The following is a 13,890-nucleotide window of genomic DNA, read 5'->3' as shown; positions in this document are numbered from 1 at the left end:
CAACCTGGCGCCGCTCAAGGGGGCGCCACTTATGAGCAGTCAAGCACAACTATGAAATCCATCAAGATCGGCCTGCTGGGCCTGGGCAATGTCGGTTACGGCACGTTCAGCGTCCTGAAACGCAACCAGGAAGAAATCAAGCGCCGCGCGGGCCGCGGCATTGAAGTCGTCGCCGTCGCCGTGCGCGACGTGGCGCGCGCCGAAGCGCTGGTCGCCGGCGGCTGCAAGGTCGTCAATGACCCGATGCTGATCGTCAACGATCCCGAGATCGACATCGTCGTCGAACTGATCGGCGGCTACGACCTGTCGAAAACCCTGGTCATGCAGGCGATTGCCAACGGCAAGCATGTGGTCACGGCCAACAAGGCCCTGCTGGCCGTGCACGGCAACGAAATCTTCGCCGCCGCCCAGGACAAGGGCGTGATGGTGGCCTTCGAAGCGGCCGTCGCCGGCGGCATCCCCATCATCAAGGCGCTGCGCGAAGGCTTGACGGCCAACCGCATTGAATGGATCGCCGGCATCATCAACGGCACCACCAATTTCATCCTGTCCGAGATGCGCGACAAGGGCCTCGATTTCGCCACCGTGCTGAAACAGGCACAGGAACTGGGCTATGCGGAAGCCGATCCCACCTTCGACATCGAAGGCGTCGACGCCGCGCACAAGGCCACCATCATGTCGGCCATCGCCTTCGGCATCCCGGTGCAGTTCGACAAGGCTTACGTGGAAGGCATCAGCAACCTCAATGCCGTCGATATCCGCTACGCCGAGCAACTGGGCTACCGCATCAAGCTGCTGGGCATCACCAAGCGCGCCACCGTCAATGGCGTGGAAGGCATCGAGCTGCGCGTGCATCCGACCCTGATCCCGGCCAAGCGCCTGATCGCCAACGTGGAAGGCGCCATGAATGCGGTGCTGGTGCATGGCGACGCCGTCGGCGCCAGCCTGTACTCGGGCCGCGGCGCGGGCGCCGAGCCGACCGCCTCGTCGGTGATCGCCGACCTGGTCGACATCACCCGCCTGGCCACGGCCGACCCGGAACACCGCGTGCCGCACCTGGCGTTCCAGCCGAACGCGATGACCGATATCGCGATCTTGCCGATGTCGGAAATCACCACCAGCTACTACCTGCGCATGCACGTGGCCGACCAGCCGGGCGTGCTGGCCGACCTGACGCGCATCCTGGCCGAACGCGGCATCTCGATCGACGCCATGCTGCAAAAAGAGCCAGCCGAGGGCGAGACGCACACGGACATCATCATGCTGACGCACCAGACGCAGGAAAAGAACGTCACGGCCGCCATCGAGAAGATGGAAGCGTTGAACAGCGTGGTGGGCACGGTCACCAAGATCCGCCTGGAAAACCTGAGCTGAGCGTTTTCAGCGAGCCATGCAAAACGGCGCCCGCGGGCGCCGTTTTTTCATCCGATGGCGGTCTTAATGCTGCGGCACGTCGGGCGCGCCGACGGGGCCCACATCCATGCCGTCATAGCTGGCCAGCTGATTGTCCTGCGCAAACGCCATCAGCTCGCCATTGCGCGCGTGCAGACTGTCGACGCCATGCACTTCGGCCTTTTCCACGTGCAGCACCCACACGGGCGGTGCTGCCGGATCGTCGAGTTCCGGCTGGTACAGTTCCACCGGGCGGTAGCCCTGCAGCGCCAGCACGGTGGCGGCCTGCTCCAGCGGTTCGGACGTGGGGTTGGTGAAGTAATAGCCCCACAGCAGCGGCTGGGACAGGTCCCATGGCGCGTTCTCGGCGATATTGGCAAACAGTTCGCTTACATCTTCTTTGGTCATCATGGCGGTGCCTTCCTTAAAATCTCAGGGCGCGATCTTAGCATCCATGCCGCCTGCTTACCATTCACCCATAAAAAAACCGGCTGCGTGGCCGGTTTTTTTATCAGCCGCTAACAACGGCTTGATTCTGATTCGCGCGAGCGTGAATTAGAACTTGTAGCGCAGGCCGATCGACAGCAGGTCGGCTTTCAGTTTCATGCCATCCTGGCTCATCGTTTTGCCGAAGTTTTCATATTCAGCAACGGCCGACAGGTTTTTATTGAAGTTATAAGCAGCACCGATGCCAAACAGGGCAGCGGTTTTGTTTTTCGATTCGCTGGCGCTGAAACCGATCAGGTTCAATTTGGCTTTGGTGTGGTTTTGAGTAACGCCAACTTTTGCAAACAGCGAGAATTCAGCGTTCAATGGCAAGGTGCCGGTGGCGGCTGCGTAGATTGCGCTGGTTTCCATGCTCAGCGATTCCTTGCCTTCGCTTTCCTTCAGTTTGCCGAAATTGACATAACCGGCTTCCGCGCCGAAGTTAGGCGTGAAGTCGTAACCGGCATAAACTTTAAAACCGGTTTTGTTTTCTTTGCCCGAAGCGACATCGCCCGACAATTTCAATTCCGAACGGCCGGCATTCGCGCCGACATAAATGTTTTCAGCTTGTGCAAACAAAGGGAATGCCAGAGCGGCGCCGACGACTACTGCAAACAATTGCTTTTTCATATTAATCCTAGATAATTAATGCGGAGAGACTGTCTCGCCGCTTAATGGGAGCCGAATTGTATAGGGATGAATATGTTTATGTAAGGCAATTATTTTAAAAATATTAGAAATAAATCATTTGTTGTTTTTAAGCAACGTAACATGTGAACTGCCTGTCTGCGCAATCCGTCATGCGGCACCGCTGAAATGCACGCTGACCTTCAGTCCATGTCCATTCGCCGCCGTCGCCAGTTCCAGCCGGGCGCCGTGCAGGGCCGCGATGTCGCGCACGATGGCCAGGCCCAGCCCGGCGCCGCCAGGATTGCTCTCGAGCGCCGCGCCGACCCGGTAGAACGGCGTCAACACGCGCTCGCGCTCGGCCGGCGGGATGCCCTTGCCGCTGTCTTCCACTTCCAGCACGGCGCCGTGTTCGTGTCCGATCCCCGTCTGCGCCGCGCGCACGCGCAGGATCACGCTGCCGCCCTGCGGCGTGTAGCGCAGGGCGTTGTCGACCAGGTTGGCCACCAGTTCATGCAGCAGCAGGGCCTGGCCATGCACGGGTGCCTCGTCGGGCGCTTCCAGCGACAGGTCGATATGTTTGGCGACCGCGGTCATGGCCATTTCCAGTCCCACCTGCTGCGCCACGTCGCGCAGCGCGACGGTATCCATCGCCAGATTCTCGCCGCCATGCTCGATGCGCGCCAGGGTCAGGAGGCGGTTGGCCAGTAGCACGGTCGAATCGGTGGTGGCGGCGATCGAACGCACGATGTCGCGCAGGGCGGCGATGTCCGGCGGCGCGCCCGCCTGGCGGTCGCACTCGCGCATGGCCAGTTCGGCCTGGGTTTTCAGCACCGTCAATGGCGTGCGCAGCTGGTGCGAGGCGTCGGCGATGAAGCGGCGCTGGCTGGCGATCAGCTGCTGCAGGCGCGACATGGAGCCGTTCATGGCACTGACCAGCGGGCGCATTTCCTTGTGTACCAGCGTGGGATCGACGTCGGACAAATCGGACAGGGTGCGCGTCTCGACTTCCGTTTTCAGGCGCATCAGCGGGCGCAGCACCAGGCGCACGGCAAACCACACGAGGGCGCCCATCACCAGTATCATTGCCGCCTGCCAGATCAGGGTGTCGAACAGGATCTGGTTCGACAGGCCGCGCCGCGCGTCCAGCGTCTCGGCCACCTGGATCAGGGCGATGCCGCGCATCGAGTCGTCATACACGGGTTGCAGCAGGGCGGCGATGCGGATCGGCTTGCCGTGGTAGTCGGCGTGGTAGAAGCGCACCAGGGCCGGATAGTTCTGCGAGCGGGGCACGTTTTTCGGCACGGGCGGCAAGTCGCCATAGCCTGACACCAGCTCGCCATTGATGCCCGTCACCTTGTAGTAGATGCGGCCCAGGGTGTCGGTCTCGAAGCTGTCGAGCGCCACGTAAGGCACTTCGGCGACGACCTTGCCGCCGACGATGGAGACGCGCTCGGCCAGCGCCCGCGTCGATGCCAGCAAGGAGCGGTCGTAGGCCATGTCGGCCGCGTCGAGCGCGTTGCGGTAGACAAAAACGGCATCGAGCAGCACCAGCATCACCAGCGGAATGAGCAGCCAGCGCAGCAGCTGGCTGCGCAGGCTGCCCAGCGGCCGGCTCTGCGCCCAGCGCCGGCGCAGGCGTTCGAGCAGCGGCAGGCGGGGGGCGCGCACGGTCATTTTGGCGCGGCCGGCGCCATCGCGCTGCGCGGCTGCAGCAGGTAGCCGATGCCGCGCAGGGTGGTGATGACGGCGCCGTCGGGCGAGCCGCTTTCCACGCCGTTCTCGAGTTTTTTGCGTACGCGGTGGATATACAGTTCGATGGCGTCCAGGTTGGCGTCGTCGGCCAGCGCAAAGACTTCGTCAAACAGCTTTTCCTTCGACACGGCCCGCCCCGAGCGCGTGATCAGCGCTTCGAGCACCGCGTGTTCGCGCGGCGTCAGCGCCAGCGCCGCTCCGCGATAGCTGAACATGCGCGTGACGGTGTCGAAACTGAGGGCGCCGCAGGTGTGCACGAGTGCCTCGTTGCCCTGGCTGCGGCGCAGCAGGGCTTTCACGCGCGCTTCCAGTTCGGCCAGCTCGAACGGCTTGGCCATGTAGTCGTCCGCGCCCAGGTTCAGGCCCTGCACTTTTTCATCGAGGCCGCCGCGCGCCGTGAGTATCATGACGGGAGTCTTGCCGCGCGTGCCGCCGCGCGCGCGCAGGCGGCGCAGCACGTCCAGGCCATCCATCTTCGGCAGGGTCAGGTCGAGCAGCACCAGGGAATATTCCTGCGTATGCAGCAGGGCGTCGGCATCGGCGCCGTTGTGGGCGGTCTCCACCGTCAGGTGCGCGTCGCGCAGGGCCTTTGCCAGCCAGTGCGACAGCTCCAGATGGTCTTCCACTAATAATATGCGCATGGTCTCCGCCATTCGTTTGAATTGGTGCAGTGTAAGCCTGCCGGCGCCGCGCCGACAGGGGCGGCGATGAATATGTTTGCCCGCCTTGTGGCTGGCGGACGACACCTGTCAGTCTGAAAGCGAATTGAAAGGATCGCGCTCATATAGTGTGATCCTGATTCATGAAAATGATCAGGCATATCACTAATAACTATATCTAAGGGAGACACTCTACATGAAGAAAACTGCATTCTCGCTGGCCGCCATGGCGCTACTCGCCGCAGCCGGCAGCGCCCACGCCCAGTCGAACGTCACCCTGTACGGTCGCCTGGACGCCGGCATCAGCAACACCAGCAACGCCGGTCCGAACAAAAGCTCGATGACGCAAGTCAGCTCGGGCGGCATGAACACCTCGCGCTGGGGCATCCTGGGCAGCGAAGACCTGGGCGGCGGCCTGAAGGCCGTCTTCAATCTGGAAGGCGGCATCCTGGTCGACACGGGCGCGGCCGACGGAGCGCTGTTCAAGCGCCAGGCCAACGTGGGCCTGGAAGGCGCGTTTGGCCGCGTCGTGCTGGGACGCTCGTTCACCACCGTGTATGACTTCGTGCTGCCATTCGATCCGATGGCCTATGCGCCGTTCTACTCGTGGGCCACTTCGGCCCACGCGACGGGTCCGAGCAAATACGGCATGACGACGGCCTTCGACAATATGGTCAAGTATTCGGGCAAGACGGGCGACTTCAGCTACGGCGCATCGTACGGCTTCGGTGAACAGTCGACGGGTAATTCGGACAGCGCCAAGCTGTCTACGGCCGTCACCTACAAGACGGGTCCTGTCAGCCTGCTCGCTACATATGAACAGGTGAACGGCAACACCATCGCCGGCGGCGCGCGCGACAAGACCACCGTCTACCACCTGGGCGCCATGTATGACGACGGCCCGTGGAAAGTGCAGGCGGCGGCGCGCGACTACAAGCTCGATCCGGCTGCCGCCGGCAAGGCCGACGTGCGCGGCACCCTGTACTGGGGCGGCGTCAGCTACAAGACCACGCCGGTCGTCACCCTGACGGGCGTGATCTACTACCAGGACGTGAAGAACGTGGCCGCCAACCTCGATGCCGATCCGATCATGTACGTGGCGCGCGTGCGCTATGCCCTGTCCAAGCGCACAGACCTGTACGTGGCCGGCGCCTACGCCAAGGCCAAGCACAAGCAGCTGGTCAGCCTGTCGCGTGACGATGCCGGTTTTGGCGACACGCAGCGCGGCCTGATTGCCGGCATCCAGCACCGCTTCTAAGGCATGACCATGCTGCGCACCGTGTTCCTGTCGCTGCTGCTGTTGTCCGCGCTGCTGCCCGCGCTGGCAAATGCTGCCGCGCCTGAAGTTGACTGCGTGGTGCCGTCCAAACCGGGCGGCGCCATGGACCTGACCTGCAAGCTGGCGCAGAAAGGCTTGCTGCAGCCCGATCCCACGGCGGCGGCACCGTTCGCGTCCTCGGTGCGCATCAGCTATCTGCCAGGCGGCATCGGCGCGGTGGCGTGGCGCTCGATGGGCTCGCAGCGCCGGCGTGCCGAAGCAAACACCCTGGTGGTGTTTTCGGGCGGCTCGCTGCTGAACCTGGCGCAAGGCAAGTTCGGCAACGCCAAGACGGGCGACGTGCGCTGGGTGGCGGCGCTGGGCGCCGACTACGGCATGATCGCCGTGCGCAGCGACTCGCCCTACAAGACCCTGGCCGACCTGATCGCCGCGCTCAAGCGCCACCCCGACAAGGTGCTGATCGGCGTGTCCGGCACCATCGGCAGCCAGGACTGGGTGAAGATGGCGCTGGTGGCGCGCCGGGCCGGCATCGACCCGAAAGTGCTGCGCTTCGTCGCGCTGGAAGGCGGCGGCGAGATCTTCACGGCGATGCAGGCCAATTATGTGCAGGTGATGTCGGGCGACACGTCGGAAGCGACCTTGAACGCGGGCGACAGCCATGCGCGCGTGCTGGCGGTGCTGTCGGAAAAGCGCCTGCCCGGCGTGCTGGCCAGCGTGCCGACGGCGCGCGAGCAGGGCATCGATGTGGTGTGGCCCATCATCCGCGGCTTGTGGATGGGGCCGCAGGTGCCGGAACAGGATTACCAGCGCTGGGTGGCCACGTTCGACCGTGCCATGGCCACGCCGCAGTTTGCCCAGTGGCGCACGCAGGCGGGCATGTATCCGTTCGCGCTGACGGGCGACAAATTGACGCAGTACGTGAACCAGGCGGTCGAACGCTACTCCAGGCAGGCGGCCGAATTGGGCCTGATGCGCTGAATCCATTAGCCAACCATACAACAATCACAGACGGAGACAAACCATGCAAACCAAGACCATTCTCGCCATCGCCCTGGCCGCCGCTTTCGCCGGTACCAGCGGCGCCGCTTTCGCCCAGGTACCGGCAGGTTATCCGGCCGACTACCAGAAGATCATCGACGCGGCCAAGAAGGAAGGCAAGGTGGTGATCTACAGCGCCACCGACAGCAAGGCCGCCGCGCCGCTGATCAAGGATTTCAGCGCCCTGTATCCCGGCATCTCGGTCGAATACAACGACATGAATTCCACCGAAGTGTACAACCGCTTCATTTCCGAAGTGGCCGCCGGCGGCAACACGGCCGACGTGATGTGGTCGTCGGCGATGGACTTGCAGATGCGCCTGGCCTCGGACGGCTATGCGCTCAAGTACAAATCCGTGGAAGCGTCCAAGATCCCCGGCTGGGCCATGTGGGACGACCAGGCTTACGGCACCACGTTCGAGCCGGCCGCCATCGTCTATAACAAGCGTTTGCTCGATCCGAAGGAAGTGCCGAAGAACCACGACGACTTCGCCAAGCTGATCGCCACGCCGAAATTCAAGGACAAGGTCACCACCTACGACATTGAAAAGTCGGGCGTGGGTTTCATGTTCATGTCGCAGGACGCCAAGGAGTATCCGAAATTCCTGGCGCTGCAAAACGCGTTTGGCGTGGCCAAGGTGCGCGTGCAGTCGTCGACGGGCACCATGATGGAGCGCATTTCGTCGGGTGAAAACCTGATCGGCTATAACGTGCTGGGTTCCTACGCCCTGGTGCGCGCCAAGACCGACCCGTCGATCGGCGTGGTGCTGCCCAAGGACTACACCCTGATCCTGTCGCGCGTGCAGTTCATCAACAAGAACGCGAAGAACGTCAACGCCAGCAAGCTGTGGCTCGACTACATCCTGTCGCACCGCGGCCAGACCATCATCGCCAACGGCGCCAAGCTGTACGCGATTCGCGCCGACGTCACGGGCGAGACCACCTCGGCGGACCTGATCAAGGAAATCGGCGCGGCCAACGTCAAGCCGATTCCCGTGCATCCGATCATCCTGCAATTTTTGGGACCTGCCAAGCGCATGGCCTTCTTAAAACAATGGAAAGAAACAGCCGGCAAGAAATAACGCCGACTTAGCCGCCCGCGAGCCTGGCTCGCGGGCGCACGCCGCACCCTTCATTCATTGGATTCATCATGCAAACTGCTATCTTGCCGCTGCCTGCACGGTCGCGCTCTCCCTTGTCGCGCCTGAACTGGTCGCGCGGCGTGGTCGTGGCGATTACCCTGGTCGCCATTTTCCTGCCGCTGTTCCTGATTTTTTACCAGAGCTTTTTGAACGCGCCCTTCTTCATGCCCGTGCGCGAATTCGGCTTTGACTCCTACCGTTTCATCTTCGATGATCCCGATTTCGCCATGGCCTTCAAGAATGGCCTGATGCTGGCCTGCGGCCTGACCGTGATCGCCGTGCCGCTGGGCGGCATGCTGGCCTTCCTGATGGTGCGCACGGATTTGCCGGGCCGCGGCTGGGTGGCGCCCATGCTGCTGGTGCCGATCTTTGTGTCGCCGATGGTGATGGGCTTTGGCTACGTTGTGTCGATGGGGCCCGTGGGCTTCTATTCGATCTGGGCCAAGGAGCTGTTCGGCTTCGTGCCCTGGAATATCTATTCCTTCACCAGCATCGTCATCATCGCCGGCCTGACGCACGTGCCGCACGTCTACCTGTATGCCTCGTCGGCCCTGAAAAGCCTGGGCTCGGACGTGGAAGAAGCGGCCCGCGTTGCCGGCGCTTCGCCGATCCAGGTGATGCTGAACGTGTCGCTGCCGATGATCATGCCGGCGCTCGCATATGCGGGCGTGCTGGTGTTCTTCCTCGGCTTCGAAGTGTTCGGCCTGGTGCTGGTGCTCGGCGATCCGGAAGGCCACCTGGTGCTGCCGACCTATCTGTACAAGCTGACGAACAAGCTGGGCACGCCGTCGTACCACCTGATGGCCGCCGTCGCCGTCTGCCTGGTGATGGTGACCATGCCGCTGGTGATGATACAGCGCTGGCTGCTGAAATCGGCGAACAAGTATGTGTCGATCAAGGGCAAGGGCGCGCGCAGCAAGGCCATGCCGCTGGGCCGCTGGAAGTGGCTGGCGTTTGCCTTGCTGGCCGGCTGGCTGATCTTCACCATCATCCTGCCGTTGACAGGCATCGTGCTGCGCTCCTTCGTGCAGTACTGGGGCGAAGGCGTGCACCTGGCCGACGTGCTGACACTGCAGCATTTCCGCGACATTTTTGACCAGCCATCGCTGGTGCGCGGCATCGTCAACACCATCCTGATCGGCGTCGTCGGCGGCGCGCTGGCCGTGGGCTGCTACAGCTTCATCGCGCTGGCCATGCACCGCAAGCAGGACGGCATCACGCGCCTGCTCGATTACAGCGTGCTGGTGCCGCGCGCCGTGCCGGGTCTGCTGGCCGGCCTGTCGTTCCTGTGGGTGTTCCTGTTCGTGCCGGCCTGGCTCGACGGCATATTGAAAGGCATGGACAACGGCGTGGCCTTGTGGCTGAGCGGCCATGTGATTCCCGTGCTGCGTGAAGTGCGCTCGACGATCTTCGCCCTGTGGCTCGCGTATTCGGTGGTGTGGATGGCCTACGGCATGCGCCTCATTTCCACGGCGCTGCTGCAGGTGGGACCGGAACTGGAAGAGGCGGCGCGCGCCGTCGGCGCCAGCCGCGGCCAGGTGACGCGCGACGTGACCCTGCCGCTGATCAAATACGGCTTGCTGGGCGCCTGGCTGATGGTGTTCCTGATCTTCGAGCGCGAATATTCGACGGGCGTGTACCTGCTCTCGCCGGGCACGGAAGTGATCGGCGCCATGCTGGTATCGCTGTGGGCAGGCGGCTCGACCGACCTGGTGGCGGCGCTGTCCTTCATCAATATCACCCTGGTGGCCATCGGCCTGGGCATCGCGCTGCGCTTCGGCGTCAAGTTACACAACTGAGTTGCATAACTAAATACAAGAACTGAGACCACATCATGAATGAATTGACCGTCAATGAGCTGTACCTGGACTACGGCACCGGCGCCGCCGCCAACCAGATCCTGAAGGGTGTCTCGATGCACCTGAAAAAAGGCGAAGTGGTCGCCTTGCTGGGGCCTTCGGGCAGCGGCAAGACCACCTTGCTGCGCGCCGTCGCCGGGCTGGAAAGCCCGAAGGCGGGCACCATCCAGATCGGCGAGCGCAATGTCTTCGACGGCGCGCAGCACTTCGAGATGCCGGCCGAGCATCGCAACCTGGGACTGGTGTTCCAGTCGTATGCGCTGTGGCCGCACAAGACCGTGTTCGACAACGTCGCCTATGGCCTCAAATTGCGCAAGATGGGCAGCACGGAAATCGCCGCGCGCATCAAGGAAGTGCTGACGCAGCTGGGCCTGGGGCACCTGGGCGAACGCTATCCGCATCAGCTGTCCGGCGGCCAGCAGCAGCGCGTGGCGATCGCCCGTGCGCTGGTGTACAACCCGCCCGTGATCCTGCTCGACGAACCGCTGTCGAACCTGGACGCCAAGCTGCGCGAGGAAGCGCGCGCCTTCCTGCGCGAGCTGATCGTGCGCCTGGGCCTGTCCGCGCTGATGGTGACGCATGACCAGGGTGAGGCGATGGCCATTTCCGACCGCATCCTGCTGCTCAATAACGGCAAGATCGAGCAGCAGGGCACGCCGCAAAGCATGTATGAAACGCCGGACACCCTGTTCACGGCTGAATTCATGGGCAGTAACAACCGCCTGCCCGGCAAGGTGGTGCAGCGCGAAGGCAATCAGGTGCGCCTGCTGGTCGATGGCGCGTCCATGCAGGGCGTGGCGCGCGGCGCCAACGTGGGCACGGAAGTGACCACCATGATCCGCGTCGAGGAAGTGAAGATCAGCGCCACGCAGGTCGACAACGCCATCGAGCTGCCGCTGCTGACGTGCATGTACCTGGGCGACCGCTGGGAATGCCTGTTCGAGCGCGGTGGCGCCGAGAACATCAGCCTGCGCGCGTACTCGCGCCACAAGCTCGAGGCGGGCAAGTACTGGCTGCACATGCCGGCCGATAAGCTCTGGGTGTTTTAACGATGACGAGGTGGCCATGCTGGCCACCTCGTCCGTGCTGCCGCGTCCTTAATTCCCCCGCACGACGATTTCCTGCACCTTCGGTTCGCGCTGGCGCATGAAGCGCACGATGGAGTCGACGGTGACGACATCGATCTGGCGCGTCATGCGGCGTTCGAACGGGTGATCGTCAAAAGCGATATTGGCGCGGAACATGCGCGCGCCCAGGCGCGTGGCGGCGGGTATGCTGAGCGTTTGCGGCGCGTAGCTGGCGCTGCGCAGCCAGCCTTGCGCTTCGGCGCGCGTTTCGATCTTGCCCGGCTCGTTGCTGGCGGCGGCCAGGGTTTCCAGCACCCACTGATTCGAATTCTGGTACTTGGTGGAAAACGGGTAGGCCAGCATATTGTAGTGCGGCTCATGCAGACGCTTGGGCGTGTTCGACGTCAGCAGGCGCACCAGTTGCTGCTGCGTATCCTGGCCGGGAATCAGGATCAGGGTTTCATACATGAACACATCATCCATGAAGAAATTGCCCAAGCCTTCGTTGTACAGCGACGATTGCGCCGTGCCGCATTCATTGAGTTCATGCACCACCAGCCAGCGGCCCTTCGGGTGGTCGCGCCAGGCCAGCGCCATGTGCGAATAGCGCAAATTGTACTTCGACAGGTCTTGCCCGGCGCGCGCCACCAGCGCCACCTGCGCGCCCGAGCCATCGAGCGCCTGCAGGGTCTTTTGCGCCAGGTCCATCGATTTGACGAGGGTGCTCGCATCTGTTTGCTTTTCCTCGCACGAGCGTCCCGCATGGGCGGCGCCGGCCAGGGCCAGGCTGATGACAATCACGGTCAGGCGTTTCATGGGATTCACGCTTTCGAATGGTAGAGGATGGCGTGGCCGGCGGCGTTCGGCACATAGGCGATGGCCTTGCCCGACAGCACCAGCATGTGGCCCGTCGAGACGGCCACCACGTTGACGACCGTGCCGGCCGCCAGCGACAGGCCTTGCGTGGCCTTCTGGCTCAGCTTGACGGAGGCCGTGGCTGCCTGCGAGGCACCCTTAGCCGTGCTTTTCAGTACGAGGACGCTGCCGTCGGCCACGTCTTCCACCTTGTCGATGACAATTTCACCGGCGGCGGCCAGCACCGACATGGAGCCGACCAGGACGATGGCCGAGGCCATACTGGCGTTGTCGGACGCGTTGGTGGTGTCGGAATTGGCGGCCTGGGCCAGCGGCGCCATGGCGGCGCACAGCAGGGCGATGGCGAGCAAGTGTTTCATGGGATGTCCTTTCTTCATTGGTGCTTACGCTTTGGAGTGGTGCAGCAGCGCCTTGCCCAGTTCGTTCGGGATGAAGGCGATGGCCTTGCCGGACATGACCAGCATGTGGCCGGTGGACAGCGCCACCACGTTGACCACGGTGCCGGCTGCCAGCGACAGGCCCTTGGCCGCTTGCGCGCTCATCTGGATGGAAGCGCCGCCCGCTTCGGACGCGCCTTTCAGCACGATGACGATGCCTTCGCCCACCGTTTCCACGCTGGCGACGACCACCTGGCCGGAGGCGACCAGCATCGACATGGAACCCGCGACGACCACGGCGGAACCCTGGCTGAGGTTTTGCGAGCCTTTCGACAGGTTCTCGGAGGCGGCGGCGTGGACCAGGCCGGGAGCGGCCACGGAGAGCGTCAACAGCGACAGGGACAGGCAGAGGGGCAGCAGGCGTTTCATGTGTTTCTCCTTCAAGTGTGCCAAGTGGCAACGCCATCATTGTAGACTGTGGGCAATTGGTCAATGAAAACGCTACTCGTAGCGGGCAGGCATACCGCAGGTAGCGTATTGCGCTACTTTTTTGCCGCTGGAACCGATGCTATTTATATAAAGGAAGTGCATGCCGCAAACCCACGCCTTGATCGAAGCCTTGAAACGCCTGTTGAAAGCGCGTTCCGTCACGTATGCCGAGCTGGCCCAGCGCATCGGCGTATCCGAAGCCAGCGTCAAGCGGATGTTTTCGCAGAAGCAATTTACCCTGCAGCGGCTGGATCAGATCCTGGTGGCCATCGGCAGCGATTTCCAGCAGCTGGCGCTGGCCGTGCAGTCAGCCCAGGCCGCGCCCACCCTGATCACGGGGCTGACGTATGCGCAGGAAAAGGAAATCATCGAGGACACCCGGCTGTTCGTGGTGGCCGTGTCCGCCCTGAACCTGTTACCGCTGGAACAGATCGTCGCCATCTACGACATCAGCGAAGCGCAAGCCGTGAAATACCTGCTGCGCCTCGACAAGATCGGTTTTCTGGAACTGCTGCCGAATAACCGGGTCAAACTGCTGGTGGCGCGCACGTTTGCGTGGATACCGAACGGTCCCATCCATACGTATTTCAAAAAGGAAGCCTATGGCGACTATTTGAATTCGCAATTCGATGGCGAAACGGAATTGCTGCGCCTGGTGAATGTGATGCTGTCGAAAAAGTCCACGGCGGCCTTGCTGGAGCGCCTGAAGCAAGTCGCGGTGGAATTCTCGCAGCAACACCAGGAAGACGCGCGCCTGCCTGGTGAGGAGCGCCTGGCCATCAGCTTCATGCTGGCGGCGCGGCCGTGGATGCCGCAGACGTTCAAGGCGCTGCTGCGGCAGTAAG

At 62.8% G+C, this 13,890-nt stretch carries 14 protein-coding genes; 7 read left to right on the top strand and 7 right to left on the bottom strand.

Features of this window, described 5'->3' with window-relative positions:
• Positions 1-51: 51 nt before the first annotated feature.
• Complete coding sequence (locus U0004_RS22520; RefSeq protein WP_034785478.1) at positions 52-1,374, top strand: homoserine dehydrogenase; 1,323 nt, start codon at positions 52-54, stop codon at positions 1,372-1,374.
• Between the two features lie 63 nt (positions 1,375-1,437).
• On the opposite strand, the gene U0004_RS22515 is transcribed toward U0004_RS22520, so the two are convergent.
• From U0004_RS22515 to U0004_RS22500, 4 genes are all read right to left on the bottom strand, one after another.
• A complete protein-coding gene (locus U0004_RS22515) occupies positions 1,438-1,803 on the bottom strand; it encodes a ribonuclease E inhibitor RraB (RefSeq protein ID WP_052140398.1) in 366 nt (121 codons plus the stop codon).
• Between the two features lie 144 nt (positions 1,804-1,947).
• Positions 1,948-2,508 (bottom strand): outer membrane beta-barrel protein, encoded by a 561-nt coding sequence (locus tag U0004_RS22510; RefSeq protein ID WP_034785479.1) that lies wholly within the window; start codon positions 2,506-2,508, stop codon positions 1,948-1,950.
• Positions 2,509-2,676: 168 nt separating this feature from the next.
• Entirely contained in the window at positions 2,677-4,182 is a 1,506-nt protein-coding gene (locus U0004_RS22505; RefSeq protein ID WP_115057558.1) for a sensor histidine kinase, read from the bottom strand.
• Positions 4,179-4,901, bottom strand: a complete 723-nt coding sequence (locus tag U0004_RS22500) for a response regulator (RefSeq protein ID WP_070260636.1) — start codon at positions 4,899-4,901, stop codon at positions 4,179-4,181. The genes U0004_RS22505 and U0004_RS22500 overlap by 4 nt, the downstream gene beginning before the upstream one ends.
• A gap of 214 nt (positions 4,902-5,115) precedes the next feature.
• On the opposite strand from U0004_RS22500, the gene U0004_RS22495 reads away from it, so the two are divergent.
• From U0004_RS22495 to U0004_RS22475, 5 genes are all read left to right on the top strand, one after another.
• Entirely contained in the window at positions 5,116-6,177 is a 1,062-nt protein-coding gene (locus U0004_RS22495) for a porin (RefSeq protein ID WP_034785482.1), read from the top strand.
• A gap of 3 nt (positions 6,178-6,180) precedes the next feature.
• A complete protein-coding gene (locus U0004_RS22490) occupies positions 6,181-7,176 on the top strand; it encodes a Bug family tripartite tricarboxylate transporter substrate binding protein (protein WP_070260558.1) in 996 nt (331 codons plus the stop codon).
• Positions 7,177-7,219: 43 nt separating this feature from the next.
• Positions 7,220-8,317 (top strand): ABC transporter substrate-binding protein, encoded by a 1,098-nt coding sequence (locus tag U0004_RS22485; RefSeq protein WP_070260560.1) that lies wholly within the window; start codon positions 7,220-7,222, stop codon positions 8,315-8,317.
• Positions 8,318-8,385: 68 nt separating this feature from the next.
• On the top strand, positions 8,386-10,176 hold the full coding sequence (locus tag U0004_RS22480; protein ID WP_070260562.1) for an ABC transporter permease: 1,791 nt from the start codon (positions 8,386-8,388) through the stop codon (positions 10,174-10,176).
• Between the two features lie 35 nt (positions 10,177-10,211).
• Positions 10,212-11,285 carry an ABC transporter ATP-binding protein gene (locus tag U0004_RS22475; RefSeq protein ID WP_034785487.1) on the top strand — a complete coding sequence of 358 codons (1,074 nt, stop codon included), beginning with the start codon at positions 10,212-10,214 and terminating at the stop codon, positions 11,283-11,285.
• A 48-nt stretch (positions 11,286-11,333) separates the two neighbouring features.
• On the opposite strand, the gene U0004_RS22470 is transcribed toward U0004_RS22475, so the two are convergent.
• Genes U0004_RS22470 through U0004_RS22460 form a run of 3 tightly spaced genes read right to left on the bottom strand, consistent with a single transcriptional unit; the run spans position 11,334 to position 12,985 of the window.
• Positions 11,334-12,119 (bottom strand): DUF2145 domain-containing protein, encoded by a 786-nt coding sequence (locus U0004_RS22470; protein WP_034785488.1) that lies wholly within the window; start codon positions 12,117-12,119, stop codon positions 11,334-11,336.
• Positions 12,120-12,124: 5 nt separating this feature from the next.
• Positions 12,125-12,538 carry a hypothetical protein gene (locus U0004_RS22465; RefSeq protein ID WP_070260564.1) on the bottom strand — a complete coding sequence of 138 codons (414 nt, stop codon included), beginning with the start codon at positions 12,536-12,538 and terminating at the stop codon, positions 12,125-12,127.
• Between the two features lie 24 nt (positions 12,539-12,562).
• Positions 12,563-12,985 (bottom strand): hypothetical protein, encoded by a 423-nt coding sequence (locus tag U0004_RS22460; protein WP_052140399.1) that lies wholly within the window; start codon positions 12,983-12,985, stop codon positions 12,563-12,565.
• Between the two features lie 160 nt (positions 12,986-13,145).
• Here U0004_RS22460 and U0004_RS22455 point away from each other — a divergent pair, with 160 nt between their 5' ends.
• Entirely contained in the window at positions 13,146-13,889 is a 744-nt protein-coding gene (locus U0004_RS22455) for a helix-turn-helix domain-containing protein (protein ID WP_034785491.1), read from the top strand.
• Position 13,890: the final 1 nt, after the last annotated feature.

It is taken from the genome of Janthinobacterium lividum, assembly GCF_034424625.1.
Classification (GTDB): domain Bacteria; phylum Pseudomonadota; class Gammaproteobacteria; order Burkholderiales; family Burkholderiaceae_D; genus Janthinobacterium; species Janthinobacterium lividum.
Note: the sequence above shows the minus strand (reverse complement) of the source record. Positions and strands in the feature narration are given on the sequence as shown.

Coding starts and splice junctions, on each gene's coding strand:
- U0004_RS22460 (WP_052140399.1), bottom strand. CDS start 12,985: ATGAAACGCCTGCTGCCCCTCTGCCTGTCCCTGTCGCTGTTGACGCTC.
- U0004_RS22500 (WP_070260636.1), bottom strand. CDS start 4,901: ATGCGCATATTATTAGTGGAAGACCATCTGGAGCTGTCGCACTGGCTG.
- U0004_RS22455 (WP_034785491.1), top strand. CDS start 13,146: ATGCCGCAAACCCACGCCTTGATCGAAGCCTTGAAACGCCTGTTGAAA.
- U0004_RS22470 (WP_034785488.1), bottom strand. CDS start 12,119: ATGAAACGCCTGACCGTGATTGTCATCAGCCTGGCCCTGGCCGGCGCC.
- U0004_RS22495 (WP_034785482.1), top strand. CDS start 5,116: ATGAAGAAAACTGCATTCTCGCTGGCCGCCATGGCGCTACTCGCCGCA.
- U0004_RS22515 (WP_052140398.1), bottom strand. CDS start 1,803: ATGATGACCAAAGAAGATGTAAGCGAACTGTTTGCCAATATCGCCGAG.
- U0004_RS22480 (WP_070260562.1), top strand. CDS start 8,386: ATGCAAACTGCTATCTTGCCGCTGCCTGCACGGTCGCGCTCTCCCTTG.
- U0004_RS22475 (WP_034785487.1), top strand. CDS start 10,212: ATGAATGAATTGACCGTCAATGAGCTGTACCTGGACTACGGCACCGGC.
- U0004_RS22510 (WP_034785479.1), bottom strand. CDS start 2,508: ATGAAAAAGCAATTGTTTGCAGTAGTCGTCGGCGCCGCTCTGGCATTC.
- U0004_RS22505 (WP_115057558.1), bottom strand. CDS start 4,182: ATGACCGTGCGCGCCCCCCGCCTGCCGCTGCTCGAACGCCTGCGCCGG.
- U0004_RS22485 (WP_070260560.1), top strand. CDS start 7,220: ATGCAAACCAAGACCATTCTCGCCATCGCCCTGGCCGCCGCTTTCGCC.
- U0004_RS22520 (WP_034785478.1), top strand. CDS start 52: ATGAAATCCATCAAGATCGGCCTGCTGGGCCTGGGCAATGTCGGTTAC.
- U0004_RS22465 (WP_070260564.1), bottom strand. CDS start 12,538: ATGAAACACTTGCTCGCCATCGCCCTGCTGTGCGCCGCCATGGCGCCG.
- U0004_RS22490 (WP_070260558.1), top strand. CDS start 6,181: ATGACCATGCTGCGCACCGTGTTCCTGTCGCTGCTGCTGTTGTCCGCG.